Raw genomic sequence first — 15,404 nt, forward strand, 5'->3', positions numbered from 1 at the left:
GGAGCACGAAACCTGGCGACCCGATCGCGTGCCAGCCTCCGCGGGCCCGCCGCCCGGCGGTAGGTTGGGCGCCATGACCAATCGTGCGGGCACCGTCGCCCAACCCAGTGACCTCGTCGACCTCGGCAAGCTCCTCGACGCCTACACCGACGTCGTGCCCGACCCCTCGGACCCGGACCAGCGCGTGGCGTTCGGCACGTCCGGGCACCGCGGCTCGTCCCTCAAGGCCTCGTTCAACGAGCAGCACATCGCGGCGATCACGCAGGCCATCGTGGAGTACCGCGCCGGCCAGCGGATCACGGGCCCGCTGTTCATGGGCAAGGACACCCACGCCCTGTCCGGGCCCGCGCAGGACACCGCGCTCGAGGTGCTGGCCGCCAACGAGGTCACCGTCCTGCTGGACTCCCGGGACGGCTACGTGCCCACCCCGGCGCTGTCCCACGCGATCCTGACCCACAACGCGGGCCGGGCGGAGGCGGTGGCCGACGGCATCGTCATCACCCCCTCGCACAACCCGCCCGGTGACGGCGGCTTCAAGTACAACCCGCCCAACGGCGGCCCCGCGGACTCCGACGCCACCGAGTGGATCGCCCAGCGGGCCAACCAGTTCCTCGAGAACGGCATGTCCGGGGTCCGCCGGGTCTCCCTGGAGCGGGCGCGGGCGGCGGAGACCACGGGCGCCTACGACTTCCTCGAGGAGTACGTGCGGACGCTGCCGGAGGTCGTCGACCTCGACGTGGTCCGGGACTCCGGCCTGCACATCGGCGCGGACCCCATGGGCTCGGCCTCCGTGGCCTACTGGGGCGAGATCGCCCAGCGCTTCGGGCTGAACATGACCGTGGTGAACCCGCAGGTGGACCCGCAGTGGGCGTTCATGACCCTCGACTGGGACGAGAAGATCCGGATGGACTGCTCCTCCCCGAACGCCATGGCCTCCCTCATCGGCAACCGGGACAAGTACGACATCGCCACCGGCAACGACGCCGACACCGACCGCCACGGCATCGTGACCCCGGACGCGGGGCTGATGAACCCGAACCACTACCTGGCGGTGGCGATCGACTACCTCTTCCGCGAGCGCACCGGCTGGTCCCCGGACGCCGGGGTCGGCAAGACCCTGGTGTCCTCCTCGATCATCGACCGGGTGGCGGCCTCGCTGGGCCGCGAGCTCGTGGAGGTACCGGTGGGCTTCAAGTGGTTCGTGCCCGGCCTGATGGACGGCTCGATCGGCTTCGGCGGCGAGGAGTCCGCGGGCGCGTCCTTCCTGCGCCGGGACGGCTCCGTGTGGTCCACCGACAAGGACGGGATCATCCTGGCCCTGCTGGCCTCGGAGATCACGGCCCGCACCGGCAAGACCCCGTCCCAGCGCTACACGGAGCTCACCGAGGAGTTCGGCGCCCCGGTCTACCAGCGCATCGACGCCCCGGCGAGCCGGGAGCAGAAGGCCGCCCTGAAGAAGCTCTCCCCGGCCCAGGTCGAGGCGGACACCCTGGCCGGCGAGCAGATCACGGCGAAGCTCACGAACGCCCCCGGCAACGGCGCGGCGATCGGCGGGCTGAAGGTCACCACGAAGAACGCGTGGTTCGCGGCCCGGCCGTCCGGCACGGAGGACGTCTACAAGATCTACGCGGAGTCGTTCCTCGGCGAGGAGCACCTGCAGCAGGTCCAGCGGGAGGCCAAGGCGCTGGTGGACGGCGTCATCTCCTGACGGGCCCCGGAGGCGGTCCGGGCCGGTCCCGGGGCCGGACCCAGACCGCCTCCGCGGCGAGGACGTCCACCTCGACGACGTCCCCGTCCAGCACCACGGGCACCGCGCGAAACCGGTGCTCGCCGAGCACGAGCTCGGTGCCCGGCCGGATGCCGGCGGTTCCGAGCCGGCGCAGCACGGCCGGATCCGCGTCCGAGACCCGGGCCACCACCACGGGACTGCCCGGGGCGACGTCGGCGAGGAGCACGGCCGGGGCGGACGGCACGGTGCCGTCCCGCCGCGGGATCGGGTCGCCGTGCGGGTCCCGCTCCGGATGGCCCAGGAGGGCGTCCAGCCGGGCGACGAACTTCTCGCTCACCGCGTGCTCGAGGACCTCGGCCTCCTCGTGCACCTCGTCCCAGGAGTAGCCCAGGTGGCCGGTGAGGAACGCCTCGAGGATCCGGTGGCGCCGCACCATCTGGACGGCGACGTCCCGACCGCGGTCGGTGAGGACGATCCCGCCGTGGGCGGGCCGGCTCAGCAGCCCCTGCGCGGTGAGCTTCTTGACGGCCTCCGACACGGTGGACGGGGACAGGCCCAACCGCTGGGCCAGCCCGGTGGTGGTCACGGCGTCCGAGGACCACTCCTGGGCCAGCCAGACCGTCTTCAGGCAGTCCTGGACGGACCGGTTCAGTTCTTCCGCGCGCACTCCCCCAGGCTAGCGACCCGCAGGCGGCGCCGCCCGGCGCCGACCCCGGGCGGGCGGACCGGGGCGCATTGTGCACCCTGCGAGCCCCCGGCACGAGGAGAACCCGCCCGGACGCCCCGTGTTGCGAAGTGTGACGGATCCCGGGACCTTCCGGGGGCAGGAGCCTAGCCTGGCAGGAGTGCCCGAGCGGCGACGACGCCGCCCCGACCCGACGGAAGGAACCCCCATGTCGCTCCACCTGCTCGAGATCGTTCCCGCCTCCGCGTCCAAGGACGCCGTGACCCAGCTCATCGCCACGGTCTCCGAGGCCGTCTCCGCGGCGGGCGCCGAGTTCATCGAGTCCCAGGTCACGGCAGACCACGGACGGGTGTTCGTGATCGTGGAGGCCGACAGCGCCGAGGGCCTCGCCCAGACCGTGCGCACCGCCGCCGGGGACGCCGCCGCGGAGGTCACCGGCCCCGACGCCGTCCGCCTCGTGGGCGCCGAGCTCGACGACATCAAGAAGCTCAAGGGCGACGCGCAGTACCTGGTGGAGTGGGACATCCCCGCCGAGATCACCATGGAGCAGTACCTGGCGCGCAAGAAGGCCAACTCCCCGAAGTACGCCGAGGTCCCCGAGGTCTCCTTCCTGCGCACCTACGTGCGCGAGGACACCGCCAAGTGCCTGTGCTTCTACAACGCCCCCGACGAGGCGGCCGTGGAGCGGGCCCGCCAGGCCGTGGGCACCCCGTTCGACCGGCTGTTCAAGCTCAACGTCTGACGGGCCGCAGCACACGACGACACGGCGGTCCCCGCGAGCCGGGGGCCGCCGTGGTGCTTCGACGCCCGGGCCCGCCCGCCGAGCGGACGAGCCCCGCCCCGCACTCCCCGGCAGAACGGAAGACCATGACCCAGTCCACGCGCTCCCCGTCCACGGCCGGCGGGCCGGACCCCGAGAGCCGGCCCCTGCTCGCGCCGCTCGTCGACTACCCCGAGCACGAGTTCGTCCGCCGCACCGCCGCGGCGCGGGCCCGCGACGTCGACACGGCCGCCGCCTCCCCGCTGGGGACCCTGCGCGAGCTGGGCGCCCGGGGGCTCCTGGACCTCGGCCTGACCGGGTCGCTGGCCCCGCAGGCGGCCGTCGTGTTCGACCTCGCCACCGAGTGCACCGCCACGGCGTTCTCCCTGTGGGCCCACCGGGCGACCGTCGAGTACCTCGCCGCCACCGGGACGGAGATCCCCGCGGACGTGCGCTCCGGGGCCGTGCCCGGCTGCTCGGCGATGGCGCCGGCCTTCAAGGACGCCGCCGGCATCGGCGAGATCCCCGTGACGCTGACCGCCGGCGCGGCGGGACCGGTCCTCGACGGCACCGTGCCGTGGGCCTCCAACCTGTACCCCGAGGGCGTCGTGGTCCTGCCCGCCGTCCGGGAGGACGGCACCCGCGTGGTGGTCCGGACCCGGGTCTCGGCACCGGGGGTGACGGTGCGCCTGCTCGAGAACCTGATGGCGCTCAACGCGACGGCCTCGGGCGTGCTCGTCCTCGAGGGCGTGGCCGTCGACCCCGCCGAGGACCTGCTGAGCGAGGACGTCCCGGCCTTCCTCGCCGCCGTCCGCGGCCCGTTCCTGCTGCTGCAGACCGCCTTCTGCCTCGGCCTCTCGGCCGCCGCGCTGACCGCCGCGCACGAGGCCCTGCAGGGCGTCGCCGAGGTGTTCCGGGAGGAGCTCGAGGAGGCGACCGCCGAGTACCGCCGCCTGCGCGCCGACCTCCTGCGCCTGGCGGAGGCGCCCCGGGAGACCTCCCCCCGGGAGCTGTTCTCCCTCCGGCTGGACGCCGCGCTGCTCACGGGCCGGGCGACCCGGATCGAGGGGAAGGTCGTGGGCGGGCGCGGCTACGCCATGTCCTCCCCCACCGCCCGCCGGGCCCGCGAGGCCGCGTTCCTGCCCGTGCAGTCCCCCACGGAAGGTCACCTGCGGTGGGTGCTGCAGAACCTGGCCTGAGCCGCGCCGCGCCGGCGCTCACCGTCCGCGGGCTGCGCAAGAGCTACCCGGGGGCCTCCGCGCCCGCCCTCGACGGGGTGGACCTGACCCTGCGCAACGGCGAGACGTTCGCGGTGCTGGGGCCCAGCGGGTCCGGGAAGTCCACGCTGCTGCGGGCGATCGCGGGGCTCGAGCCCCTGGACGGGGGCAGCATCGAGTTCGGCAGGGCCGACGAGCGCTTCGCCGTCGTCTTCCAGGACCCCGGGCTGTTCCCCTGGCTGTCGGTGCGCCAGAACATCGCCCTCGGCGGGCGGTACCGGCGCAACCGGGACCGCTTCGAGGACGCCCGCGTGGACGACCTGCTCGAGATCCTCGGCCTGGTCCCGCTCGCGCACACCCCCGTCCAGGAGCTCTCCGGCGGGCAGGCCCAGCGGGTCTCGGTGGGCCGCGCGCTCGCGGTGCGCCCCGACGTGCTGCTGCTCGACGAGCCGTTCAGCGCCCTGGACCCGGCGACCCGCAAGGACCTCCAGCTGTGGCTGCGCGGGCTCGCGACGGAGCTCGACCTGACGGTCTTCCTCGTCACCCACGACGTCGACGAGGCCATCACCCTCGGCGACCGGATCGGCTTCTTCGCCGGTCCGCGCGGGTTCCGGCAGCAGTGGGTCCCGGCGCAGGACGGCACGACGGCCGAGCAGATCCTCGCCCACTACCGCGGGGCCGACGACGGCTCCGGGAACTGGGTCATATGAGCGCCGGCGGGCCGAGCCGGCGGGTCCTGCTGCGGGCCGGGGCAGGGGCCGCGGCCCTCACCGGGCTCGGCTGGGGCGCGGGCTCCCTCTACGCGGACAGCCAGCAGGAGGCGCGCGGCGCGGCCGACCCGGAGCGCCCGGTGCGGATCGGGTACCTCCCGATCACGGACGCCTCCCCCCTGCTGGTCGCCCACGCCAACGGGTACTACGAGGACGCCGCCGTCCCCGTGGCCGACCCCGTGCTCTTCCGCAGCTGGTCCTCGCTGTCCGAGGCGTTCGTGGCGGGCAAGGTGGACGCGATCCACCTGCTGATGCCCATGGCCCTGTACATGCGCTACGGGCTGCGGGCCGACGTGCGGATCACCGCGTGGAACCACACCAACGGCTCCGCCCTCACGGTCCGCCCGGACGTGGCGGAGATCGCCGACCTGGCCGGGGAGTCCGTGGCGATCCCGGCGTGGTGGTCCGTGCACAACGTGGTGGTCCAGAAGCTGCTGCGGTCCGCGGGCCTGACCCCGGTGATGCGCGAGAACCCGTCCCGGGCGCGGCGCACGGTGGCCCTGCTGCCCATGGCGCCCTCGGACATGCTCCCCGCGCTGAACAACGGCGTGATCGGCGGATACGTGGTGGCCGACCCGTTCAACGCCGCCGCGGAGGCGCGGCAGGTGGGGCACATCCACCGCTTCCTCGGCGATGTGTGGCGCGACCACGCGTGCTGCGTGACCATGATGCGCGGCGAGCTCCTGCGCAACCGCCCCGCGCACGCCGCCGGGTTCATGGACGCCCTCGTCCGGGCCCAGGCCTGGGCCCGGCAGAACCGCCCCGAGACCGCGGCGCTGCTGGCCGCCGGCTACCTCCCCCAGCCCCGGCCCGTGATCGAGCAGGCCCTGACCTACTCCGCCGCCGCGCACGGGGACGCCCTGCACCACCCGGACTGGCACGGCGAGCGCCTGGACTTCCGGCCATACCCGTACGCGAGCTTCACCGAGGAGCTGGTCCGCGCCATGCAGGACACCGTCGTCGACGCCCCGGCGGGGTTCCTCGACGGACTGGACCCGGCGCTCGTGCACCGCGAGCTCGTCGACGACACGCTCGTGACCCGCAGCATCGAGAAGGCAGGCGGACTCGCCGCCTTCGGCATGACCGGCACCACCCGGACCGAGGAGATCAGCGCATGAGCGCGCCGCACCCCGCCCCGCACGACACCCCGGCGTCCCCCACCGACCTCGACGACGCCGCCCGCGGCGCTCCGGCCGGGACCGGTCCGGCGGGCCCCGCCCCGGCGCGGACGCCCCGGCGCACCGGGTCCCGCTGGACCGGCCCGGCCTGGGGGGCCTTCGGGGTGCTGGTCACGATCGCCGTGTGGTGGGCGTTCACGCACGCCGCGGCCGGGGCGAACACCATGATCGCCTCCTTCCAGCCCGAGCGCATGCCCGGTGCGGTGGCCTCGCTGGCCGAGCGGGGGGTGGTGGTCCAGGACGGCCTGACCAGCCTGTGGCGCCTGCTGTGCGGGCTGGCCGTGGCCACGGGCCTGGGCGTGCCGCTGGGCCTGCTCATCGGCTCCTACCGCCGCTTCCGGTGGACCAGCGCCCCGGTGGTGCAGTTCCTGCGCATGGTCTCCCCGCTGTCCTGGGCGCCGGTGGCCGTGGCGCTGCTGGGGGTGGGCAACGCCCCCGTCGTCTTCCTCGTGGCCGCCGCCGCGGTCTGGCCGATCACCATGAACACGGCCGCCGGCGTCAAGGCCCTGGACCCGCTGCACCTGCGGGTCGCCGAGACGCTCGGGGCCACCCCGGTCGAGCGGCTGCGCACCGTGGTGCTGCCCAGCATCCGGCCGTTCGTCATGACCGGGGTGCGGCTGGCCCTGGGGATCTCGTGGGTGGTCATCGTGCCGGCCGAGATGCTCGGGGTCAGCAGCGGCCTGGGCTACGAGATCCTCAACGCCCGGGACCGGCTGGCCTACGACGAGATGCTCGTGGTGATCCTCGTCATCGGCCTGCTGGGCATGGCGCTGGACCAGCTCGCCCAGTGGTTGCTGCGCGAGCCGGGACCGCGCCGCTGAGCCTCAGCGGGCCCGGAACCGGGCCCGCTTGTGCGAGCCGTCGCAGAACGGCTTGATGGACGACGCCCCGCAGCGGCACAGCGCCACGGTGGCGCGCCCGGGGTCGATGGGCCGGTCGTCGCCGTCCAGCAGCTCGTAGCCCCCGCGCACCAGCAGCGGGCCGTCGGGGCACACGGTGATCGTCGCCGCCGCGCCGGACCCGGCAACAGCGGCCGGTCCGGGGTCGGGCACCGGCGCAGACTCGGGCACGGGCTCGGCGGCCGGGGCGGGGCCCAGGACCGCCCGGACGTCCTCGGGGCGGTGCGCCGCGCTCACCGGACGAGCTCCGCGGCGCCGCGCCGGGACGGCTCCGCCGCGGCCGGGCGCAGCGCGGACTCCCCCGCCTCCCACCGCGCGAGCGCGTGGCGGGCGGCGAGCGCGTCCAGGTGCAGGACGCAGCGCGCGCCGAAGAAGACGTCCGCCGCGACGGCGGGCTCGTCGACCACGAGGCCGCCGGCCATGTCCCGGGCCGCGATCTGCTCGTGGGCGGCGTCGGCCTCGACGTGCTCGTCGTAGAACGCCGCCGCGGCGGGCAGTCCCAGGCGGTGGAAGCCGCGCGCCAGGAACTTGGAGGGCACCGACGACGTCATCTCGTACATCGCCAGGTGCCCCACCACCGCGCCGCGCAGCCGGCGGTGCAGACCGAACATCGTGACGGTGTTGACCCCGGCGAGCCACTCGGCGGGCACCCGGTCCACGGCGCTGCCGTAGGAGTCGTCGAGGCCGGCCTCGCGCATCCCGGCCGCGAACAGGGCCGAGTGCATGCGCGCGGCGTCGCCGCCGCCGTACTCGTCGACCTGGATCTCGATCAGGCCGGCCTTCGCCCGGCCGCTCAGCCGGGGGATGCCCCAGGTGTGCGGGTCGCCCTCCATGAGCTGGTAGACGGACTTCAGCTGCAGGAACTCCCGGGCCTGCTCGGCGTCCGCCCGGCCGGAGAGGTGGCGCGCGAGGCTCGGCCCGTCGTCGTCGGCGGCGATGGCGAACAGGGCGTCGGCGACCGCCTGCGGCGTGCCGGGCACGGTGTCGGCGGGCAGCTCCGCGCGCAGCTCGGCCTCGAGCGCGCCGGAGAGGACCTCCCGCGCGCGCAGCAGCTCGGGGTCGCTCTCCCAGCGGTCGTCGACCCCGTCGACGCCCTGGTAGTGCAGGGCGTGCAGGACGAACAGGCTGAGCTGGACGTCGTCGTCGGCGAGCACGCCGTCCGCGCGGGACACGGCGGCGCGGGCGGTCGCCGGCAGCGCCCCGGCCCGGGCCTCGGCCCCGGGGGTGCCGGGCTCCTCCCGGAGCACCGCGAGGAGGTCCTCGCCGAGCGGCCCTCGTGGCTGTGGCTGACGCATGTGTCGACTCCTGTCCGGGTGCGGGGGGTGATCGCCCACCATCATAGTTTCCATCACCGTGCTGATCATATGGACGGCCTCCGACAGCGCCGGGTCCGGCCCGCCGCTCCGCCCGGCGGGGCACCGAGTACAGTGGTGGAGGCCCGGATCCGGGCTCCCACCCCGCCGTCGAGGAGACCCGCATGAGTTCCCCCGTGCCCGGACGCACCATCGCCACCCGCCTCGGCCTGGGCTGGCGCCTCCACGGCGACGGCCGCACCGTCACTGCCGGGGAGGTCGTCAGGCCGCGCGAGCGGCTCACCTGGCCCCGGACGGTCACCATCGGCGCGCAGCACGTGGTCGCCATGTTCGGCGCCACGTTCCTGGTGCCGCTGATCACGGGCTTCCCGCCGTCCACCACGCTGTTCTTCTCCGGCGTGGGCACGATCCTGTTCCTGGTGGTCACCGCCGGCCGGGTCCCCTCCTACCTCGGCTCGTCCTTCGCATTCATCGCCCCCATCACCGCCTCGATGAACCAGTACGGTCCCGGCGGCGCGCTGGGCGGGGTCCTCATGGCCGGCGCGGCGCTGTTCCTCATCGGCCTGGTGGTGCAGTTCGCGGGCACCGCCTGGCTCCAGAAGCTCATGCCGCCGCTGGTCACGGGCACCATCGTGGCGCTCATCGGGTTCAACCTGGCGCCGTCCGCGAAGGACAACTTCATGGAGGCCCCCGTCACCGCGCTGGTGACGCTGTCCTCCATCATCCTCGTCTCGGTGCTCTTCCGCGGCCTGCCCGGGCGCCTGTCGATCCTGCTGGGCGTGGCCATCGGGTACGTCACCGCGGTGCTGCGCGACGAGGTGGACTTCAGCCGGATCGACACCGCCTGGCAGCAGCAGGGCCTCTTCGGGCTGCCCCCGTTCCAGACCCCCGAGTTCCACCTGCCCCTGATGGGCCTGTTCGTCCCCGTCATCCTCGTGCTGGTCGCCGAGAACATCGGGCACGTGAAGTCCGTGGCGCTCATGACCGGCGACGACCTCGACCCGTACATGGGGCGGGCGATCATGTCCGACGGGCTCGCCACCATGATCGCCGGCTCGGGCGGCGGCTCGGGCACCACGACCTACGCCGAGAACATCGGCGTCATGGCGGCCACGCGCGTCTACTCGACGGCGGCCTACTGGGTCGCCGCCGTGGTGGCGATCCTGCTGAGCGTCTTCCCGGTCTTCGGCGCCGCGGTGGCCACGGTCCCCGCAGGGGTCCTGGGCGGGGCCGCCACGGTGCTGTACGGGATGATCGGCATGCTCGGCGTGCGGATCTGGGTGCAGAACCGCGTGGACTTCTCGAACCCGGTCAACCTCACCACCGCCGCGGTGGCCATGATCATCGGGATCGCCGACTACACGTGGGAGGCCTCAGGGCTGCAGTTCGCGGGCATCGCCCTCGGCACGGCGGCCACGCTCGTGGTCTACCACCTCATGTCGTTCCTGGCCCGCGTGCGGGGGACGGTGGGCAGCGACCCGCTCGCCCCCGACACCACGCGGCTGCCCTCCCCCCTGGGCTGAGCTGCGCCGGACACCCCTCTACTCGTCGGTAGACGAAATGTGCCGGTGAGGGGCCGCCTTTCTTGGTGACCCAGGTCTCCTTTCCCCTAGCGTGGAGTGCGGGAGGGCCGAGCAGCCGGCCGCGCACCACGAGCTGCAGGGGAGAGACCATGCACCACAAACCGTCCGTTCTCGTCCAGGTCGACCTCGACGGCCGGCACATCCGGCTCGTCGTCAGCGGGTGCGTCACCGAGCTCAACCACCGGGCCCTGTGCCCCCTCGTCCGCCGTGCCCGCACCCTCGCCCCGGACATCGCCGTGGTCGTGGACCTCACCACCGCCCACCACGTCGAACCGGTCGCCGTGGACCTGCTGCGCTGGGCCGCGGAGCACGAGGACGCGGTGCGCGGCACGCCCGCCGTCGACTTCGTCCTCCCCGCCGAGCTCCCCGGCCACGGCACCGTGACCCGGCTCGCCGGGTGGGCGAACGCCCGCCGCCGCCCCGGGGCCCCGGAGCCCGCGCGCCGGGGGGCACGGAGCGGAGCCGCCCCGCGGTCCCGCCTCGCGGGCTGAACCGGCCCGTACCGTCCCACCAGAGGGAGGACACCCCGTGAGCACGATCAGCCGCGCCCTGATGGCGCACCCCGCCGCCCCCGAGCTCGCGCGCGAGGAGCGGGCGGCGGAGGTCCGGTGCATCGAGGCGTGCCTCGAGGCCGCCCAGATCTGCCGGATCGGCGCCGACGCCTGCGTGGAGGAGGACGCCGTCGCGGACCTCCGCGACTGCCTGCGCGCCGAGCAGGACTGCGCGGTGATCGGCTCGGCCACCGCCCAGGTGCTGGCCCGCCTCGGCTTCCCGGAGCCCGGGGACGGCCGGGCCGTGCTGGTGCCGCTGCTCGAGGCGTGCGGGGCCGCGGCCCGGGCGTGCCGGGACGTGTGCCGGCGGCACGCCGAGGTCTACGAGCACTGCGCCCTCGTGGCCGAGGCGTGCGAGCGGTGCGACGAGGCCTGCGCGGACCTGCTGAGCCCGAGGAGCTGACGTGGCCGCCCCCGAGGTCCACTGGTTCGAGGAGCTCGGGATCGCGGACGTCCCCCGGGTGGGCGGCAAGAACGCCTCCCTCGGGGAGATGGTCCGGGAGCTGGCCTCGCGGGGGGTGCGCGTGCCGGGGGGCTTCGCGACCACCGCGGACGCGTACCGGTCCTACGTGGAGGCCAACGGGATCGGGCCCGCCCTCCGGGACCGGCTCGAGGACCACCGCGCGGGCCGTGCCACGCTGCGGGAGACCGGCGCCGCCGTGCGCGAGCTGTTCCTGCGCGGCGAGTTCCCCGCGGGGACGGCACGGCAGATCCGGCAGTTCTACCGGGAGCTCTCCGCGCGCACGGGCCGCGCCGGGCTGTCCGTGGCCGTGCGCAGCAGCGCGACCGCCGAGGACCTCCCGGACGCGAGCTTCGCCGGCCAGCAGGAGACGTTCCTCAACGTGGTCGGCGAGGACGAGCTGCTGGAGGCGTGCCGGCGGTGCTACGCGTCCCTGTTCACGGACCGGGCCATCACCTACCGGGAGCTCAAGGGGTTCGACCACCTCGCGGTCGCCCTGTCCGTCGGCGTGCAGGAGATGGTCCGGGCGGACCTCGGCTGCTCCGGGGTGATGTTCTCGATCGACACCGAGAGCGGCTTCCCGCGCGTGGCCGTGGTCAGCGCGACCTGGGGCCTGGGCGAGACGGTCGTGCAGGGCACCGTGGACCCGGACAAGTACCTCGTGTTCAAGCCCCTCCTCGACGTGGCGGAGGCCCCGATCGTGGAGCGGACCCGGGGGGCCAAGCTGCACAAGCTCGTCCACGACGACGACGCCCCTGCCGGGGCCGCCGCCACCCGGCTCGTGCAGACCTCCCCCGCGGAGCGGCAGGCGTGGGTGCTCGGCGACGACGACGTCCTGCGGCTCGGCCGCTGGGCCGTGCTCGTCGAGGACCACTACGGCCGCCCCATGGACCTGGAGTGGGCGAAGGACGGGCTGACGGGAGAGCTGTTCCTGCTGCAGGCCCGGCCGGAGACCGTCCAGGCCGGTCGCAGCGGGACCCGCTTCACGATCCACCACCTCCGGGGCGAGGGGCGCGTGCTCGCGGTGGGCGCCGCGGTCGGGGACGCCGTGGCCACCGGCCCGGCCTGCGTGGTCCGCACCGCGGCGGACATCGAGTCCTTCCGGGACGGGTCGGTGCTCGTCACCGAGATGACGGACCCGGACTGGGTCCCGGTGATGAAGCGCGCCGCCGCGATCGTCACCGACCACGGCGGGACCACCAGCCACGCGGCGATCGTCAGCCGGGAGCTGGGCCTGCCCGCCGTCGTCGGGACCGGGGACGCCTCGCGGACGATCCCGGAGGGCCAGGAGCTGACGGTCTCCTGCGCGGCGGGCGACCGGGGCACGGTCTACGAGGGCACCCTCCCGTTCGACGTCGAGGAGGTCGTCCTCGGGGAGCTGCCGGAGTCGCGCACCGCGATCATGGTCAACGTGGCGAGCCCCGCCGCGGCCTTCCGCTGGTGGCGGCTGCCGGCCGACGGGGTGGGTCTGGCCCGGATGGAGTTCGTCGTCAACAACATCGTCGAGGTCCACCCCATGGCCCTCGTGCACCCGGAGCGGGTCCGGGACGAGGCGGACCGCCGGCGGATCGCGGAGCTGACGGCGGGCTTCCCGGACGGCCAGGAGTACTTCGTGCAGACGCTGGCGCTGGGCCTGGCGAAGCTCGCCGCCCCGTACCACCCCCGGCCGGTGATCGTGCGGCTCAGCGACTTCAAGTCCAACGAGTACGCCCACCTCGTGGGCGGGGCGGCCTTCGAGGAGCCCGAGGAGAACCCGATGCTCGGCTTCCGGGGGGCCTCCCGCTACTACGACCCCCGGTACCGCGAGGGCTTCGCCCTCGAGTGCCGGGCGCTGCGGCGGGTGCGCGAGCGCATCGGCTTCGACAACGTGGTGGTCATGGTCCCCTTCTGCCGCACCGTGGGCGAGGCGGACCGGGTCCTGGCCACGATGGCCGAGCACGGCCTCGAGCGCGGGCGGCACGGCCTGAAGGTGTACATGATGTGCGAGATCCCCTCCAACGTGGTCCTGGCCGAGCAGTTCGCCACTCGGTTCGACGGCTTCTCCATCGGCTCCAACGACCTCACGCAGCTCGTCCTGGGGGTGGACCGGGACGCGGAGGCCCTGCGGGCGCTGTTCGACGAGCGGGACGAGGCCGTGACCCGGATGATCAGCGAGGCGATCCGCAAGGCCCACGCCGCGGGCATCCCCATCGGCATCTGCGGCCAGGGGCCCAGCAACCACCCCGACTTCGCCGAGTTCCTGGTGCGGGAGGGGATCGACTCGATCTCCCTGAACCCGGACAGCTTCCTGCGCACCGCGCGGCGGATCGCCGAGACCGAGCGGCGCCTCGCGGCCGGGCCCGGGCCCGGGAGCACAATGGACGCATGAGCCTCTCGGTGGGCGCACGCCCCGACCTGGACGTCGAGCCCGGCCGCGCGGGGCGGCTGCTCGGGTTCCCGCGGCGCTATCCGCTCGTGGCCGTGACCCTGGCCGTGGGCGCCGTGGTCGTGGGGCTGCTGGTCGCCGGGCAGCCGGGGCCGGCGCAGTGGCTGGGCTCCGGGTGGGCCCTGGTCGTGGCCGCCCGGGTGGCGTGGGGCATGGTCGCGGACGTCGTCGCCGGGCACTGGGGCGTGGACCTGCTGGCCGTCACGGCGATCAGCTCGACCGTGGCGGTCGGCGAGTACCTGGCGTCCCTCGTGGTGGTCCTCATGCTCACCGGTGGCCAGGCCCTCGAGGACTACGCGGCGAACCGGGCCCGCAAGGAGCTCAACGCGCTGCTCGAGCGGGCTCCGGTGCTGGCCCACCGGCGGCACCCGGACGGGTCCGTCGAGGACGTCCCGGTCGAGGAGGTCCGCCCCGGGGACGAGCTGCTGGTCCGCCCCGCCGAGGTCGTCCCCGTGGACGGGTGCCTGGTCGGCGCGGAGGCCGACTTCGACGAGTCCTCCATCACCGGGGAGAGCCTGCCCGTGACCCGCCGCGCCGGGGAGCCGGTGCTCTCGGGCGTCCTCAACGAGCAGCAGGCCGTGGTGCTGCGGGCCACCGCCACCGCGGCGGACAGCCAGTACTCCCAGATCGTGGCGATGGTGCGGGAGGCCGCGGAGTCCCGAGCGCCGGTGGTGCGCCTGGCCGACCGCTACGCCGTGCCCTTCACCGCGTTCGCCCTCCTCGTGGCCGGGCTGGCGTGGTGGTACCACGGGGACCCGGTGGTCTTCGCGGAGGTGCTCGTGGTGGCCACCCCCTGCCCGCTGCTGATCGCCGCCCCCGTGGCGTTCCTGGGCGGGATGAGCCGGGCGGCGCGCAACGGCGTCATCATCAAGAACGCCGGGACCCTCGAGCGGCTCGCCGCGGTGCGCACCGTGGCCTTCGACAAGACCGGGACGATCACCTACGGCCGCCCCGAGCTGCTGGCCGTCCACGCCCGCCCCCCGTTCCCGGAGGAGGAGCTGCTGCGCCTGACGGCGTCCGCCGAGCAGTACTCCTCCCACGTGCTCTCCGCCTCGGTGCGGGACGCCGCGCTCGCCCGGGGGCTCGCGCCGGCCCCGGCCGAGGAGGCCCACGAGGAGGCGACCCACGGGGTCACCGCCACCGTGGAGGGACGCCGGGTGGTGGTCGGCAAGCGCGCCCACGTGGCCCGCTCCGCCCCGGACGTGGTCGAGCAGGCGCTCGGGCCGGGCGAGCTGGCCGTCTACGTGGCCGTGGACGGCCGCTTCGCCGGCACCCTGGTGATGAGCGACCAGGTGCGCGAGGACGCGGCGGCCACGATGGCCGAGCTGACCGCGCTCGGGGTCCGGGAGATCCTCGTGCTCAGCGGCGACGCCCGCGCCACCGTGGAGCACGTCGCCGCGGCGCTGGGCATCACCCGGGTGCTGCCCGAGTGCCTGCCCGAGGACAAGGTCCGCACCGTCCGCAGCGCCCCGCACCGTCCGGTGCTCATGGTCGGCGACGGCGTCAACGACGCCCCCGTGCTCGCCGCCGCCGACGTCGGCGTCGCGATGGGCGCCCGGGGCGCGACCGCCGCCAGTGAGTCCGCCGACGTCGTGATCCTCACCGAGGACCTCGCCAGGACCGCGACGGCGGTGCGGATCGGCCGGCGCACCATGCAGGTGGCACTGCAGAGCATCTGGCTGGGCATCGCCCTGTCCGTGGTGCTCATGCTCGTGGCCGCCACCGGGGCGATCCCCGCGATCTTCGGCGCCCTCAGCCAGGAGGTCGTGGACCTCCTGGCCATCCTCAACGCCCTGCGCGCCCTCCGCGGGCCCCGCGGCGAACGGTGACCGGC

At 74.5% G+C, this 15,404-nt stretch carries 14 protein-coding genes; 11 read left to right on the forward strand and 3 right to left on the reverse strand.

Annotated features, from left to right (window positions below; genetic code table 11):
- Positions 1-73: 73 nt before the first annotated feature.
- Positions 74-1,708 carry a phosphoglucomutase (alpha-D-glucose-1,6-bisphosphate-dependent) gene (gene pgm / locus E7Z53_RS12985; RefSeq protein ID WP_095651057.1) on the forward strand — a complete coding sequence of 545 codons (1,635 nt, stop codon included), beginning with the start codon at positions 74-76 and terminating at the stop codon, positions 1,706-1,708.
- Here pgm and E7Z53_RS12990 read toward each other — a convergent pair.
- A complete protein-coding gene (locus E7Z53_RS12990) occupies positions 1,698-2,396 on the reverse strand; it encodes a metal-dependent transcriptional regulator (RefSeq protein WP_176337932.1) in 699 nt (232 codons plus the stop codon). The genes pgm and E7Z53_RS12990 overlap by 11 nt on opposite strands.
- A gap of 226 nt (positions 2,397-2,622) precedes the next feature.
- Here E7Z53_RS12990 and E7Z53_RS12995 point away from each other — a divergent pair, with 226 nt between their 5' ends.
- The 5 genes from E7Z53_RS12995 (at position 2,623) to E7Z53_RS13015 (ending at position 7,160) form a co-directional block, all read left to right on the forward strand.
- Complete coding sequence (locus tag E7Z53_RS12995; protein WP_017832068.1) at positions 2,623-3,156, forward strand: DUF4242 domain-containing protein; 534 nt, start codon at positions 2,623-2,625, stop codon at positions 3,154-3,156.
- A 125-nt stretch (positions 3,157-3,281) separates the two neighbouring features.
- Entirely contained in the window at positions 3,282-4,373 is a 1,092-nt protein-coding gene (locus tag E7Z53_RS13000) for an acyl-CoA dehydrogenase family protein (protein WP_052132862.1), read from the forward strand.
- Complete coding sequence (locus E7Z53_RS13005; protein ID WP_369597986.1) at positions 4,349-5,101, forward strand: ABC transporter ATP-binding protein; 753 nt, start codon at positions 4,349-4,351, stop codon at positions 5,099-5,101. The genes E7Z53_RS13000 and E7Z53_RS13005 overlap by 25 nt, the downstream gene beginning before the upstream one ends.
- Entirely contained in the window at positions 5,098-6,279 is a 1,182-nt protein-coding gene (locus tag E7Z53_RS13010) for an ABC transporter substrate-binding protein (protein WP_035925956.1), read from the forward strand. The genes E7Z53_RS13005 and E7Z53_RS13010 overlap by 4 nt, the downstream gene beginning before the upstream one ends.
- A complete protein-coding gene (locus E7Z53_RS13015) occupies positions 6,276-7,160 on the forward strand; it encodes an ABC transporter permease (protein WP_081994338.1) in 885 nt (294 codons plus the stop codon). The genes E7Z53_RS13010 and E7Z53_RS13015 overlap by 4 nt, the downstream gene beginning before the upstream one ends.
- A gap of 3 nt (positions 7,161-7,163) precedes the next feature.
- Here E7Z53_RS13015 and E7Z53_RS20815 read toward each other — a convergent pair whose 3' ends face one another.
- The gene (locus tag E7Z53_RS20815; RefSeq protein ID WP_369597987.1) at positions 7,164-7,475 is read right to left on the reverse strand and encodes a CDGSH iron-sulfur domain-containing protein; all 312 of its coding nucleotides are present in this window, start codon (positions 7,473-7,475) and stop codon (positions 7,164-7,166) included.
- Positions 7,472-8,533, reverse strand: a complete 1,062-nt coding sequence (locus tag E7Z53_RS13025; RefSeq protein ID WP_176337933.1) for an iron-containing redox enzyme family protein — start codon at positions 8,531-8,533, stop codon at positions 7,472-7,474. The genes E7Z53_RS20815 and E7Z53_RS13025 overlap by 4 nt, the downstream gene beginning before the upstream one ends.
- Before the next feature lie 182 nt (positions 8,534-8,715).
- Between E7Z53_RS13025 and E7Z53_RS13030 the strand changes: the two genes are divergently transcribed.
- The 5 genes from E7Z53_RS13030 (at position 8,716) to E7Z53_RS13050 (ending at position 15,399) form a co-directional block, all read left to right on the forward strand.
- Positions 8,716-10,074, forward strand: coding sequence for a uracil-xanthine permease family protein (locus E7Z53_RS13030; RefSeq protein WP_017832075.1), 1,359 nt, complete (start codon positions 8,716-8,718; stop codon positions 10,072-10,074).
- Positions 10,075-10,223: 149 nt separating this feature from the next.
- Entirely contained in the window at positions 10,224-10,625 is a 402-nt protein-coding gene (locus E7Z53_RS13035; protein WP_017832076.1) for a hypothetical protein, read from the forward strand.
- Positions 10,626-10,662: 37 nt separating this feature from the next.
- Positions 10,663-11,088, forward strand: a complete 426-nt coding sequence (locus E7Z53_RS13040; protein WP_176337934.1) for a four-helix bundle copper-binding protein — start codon at positions 10,663-10,665, stop codon at positions 11,086-11,088.
- A 1-nt stretch (position 11,089) separates the two neighbouring features.
- Entirely contained in the window at positions 11,090-13,513 is a 2,424-nt protein-coding gene (gene ppsA, locus E7Z53_RS13045; protein ID WP_176337935.1) for a phosphoenolpyruvate synthase, read from the forward strand.
- A complete protein-coding gene (locus tag E7Z53_RS13050; RefSeq protein WP_126346531.1) occupies positions 13,510-15,399 on the forward strand; it encodes a heavy metal translocating P-type ATPase in 1,890 nt (629 codons plus the stop codon). Before ppsA ends, E7Z53_RS13050 begins: the two co-directional genes overlap by 4 nt.
- Positions 15,400-15,404: the final 5 nt, after the last annotated feature.

It is taken from the genome of Kocuria salina (assembly GCF_013368965.1).
GTDB lineage: Bacteria > Actinomycetota > Actinomycetes > Actinomycetales > Micrococcaceae > Kocuria > Kocuria rosea.

What these genes read in the sequence shown, in the direction of transcription:
- E7Z53_RS13030 (WP_017832075.1), top strand. Translation starts at nt 8,716, where the DNA reads ATGAGTTCCCCCGTGCCCGGACGCACCATCGCCACCCGCCTCGGCCTG.
- pgm (WP_095651057.1), top strand. Translation starts at nt 74, where the DNA reads ATGACCAATCGTGCGGGCACCGTCGCCCAACCCAGTGACCTCGTCGAC.
- E7Z53_RS13015 (WP_081994338.1), top strand. Translation starts at nt 6,276, where the DNA reads ATGAGCGCGCCGCACCCCGCCCCGCACGACACCCCGGCGTCCCCCACC.
- E7Z53_RS13035 (WP_017832076.1), top strand. Translation starts at nt 10,224, where the DNA reads ATGCACCACAAACCGTCCGTTCTCGTCCAGGTCGACCTCGACGGCCGG.
- E7Z53_RS13000 (WP_052132862.1), top strand. Translation starts at nt 3,282, where the DNA reads ATGACCCAGTCCACGCGCTCCCCGTCCACGGCCGGCGGGCCGGACCCC.
- E7Z53_RS13025 (WP_176337933.1), bottom strand. Translation starts at nt 8,533, where the DNA reads ATGCGTCAGCCACAGCCACGAGGGCCGCTCGGCGAGGACCTCCTCGCG.
- E7Z53_RS13050 (WP_126346531.1), top strand. Translation starts at nt 13,510, where the DNA reads ATGAGCCTCTCGGTGGGCGCACGCCCCGACCTGGACGTCGAGCCCGGC.
- E7Z53_RS13010 (WP_035925956.1), top strand. Translation starts at nt 5,098, where the DNA reads ATGAGCGCCGGCGGGCCGAGCCGGCGGGTCCTGCTGCGGGCCGGGGCA.
- E7Z53_RS12995 (WP_017832068.1), top strand. Translation starts at nt 2,623, where the DNA reads ATGTCGCTCCACCTGCTCGAGATCGTTCCCGCCTCCGCGTCCAAGGAC.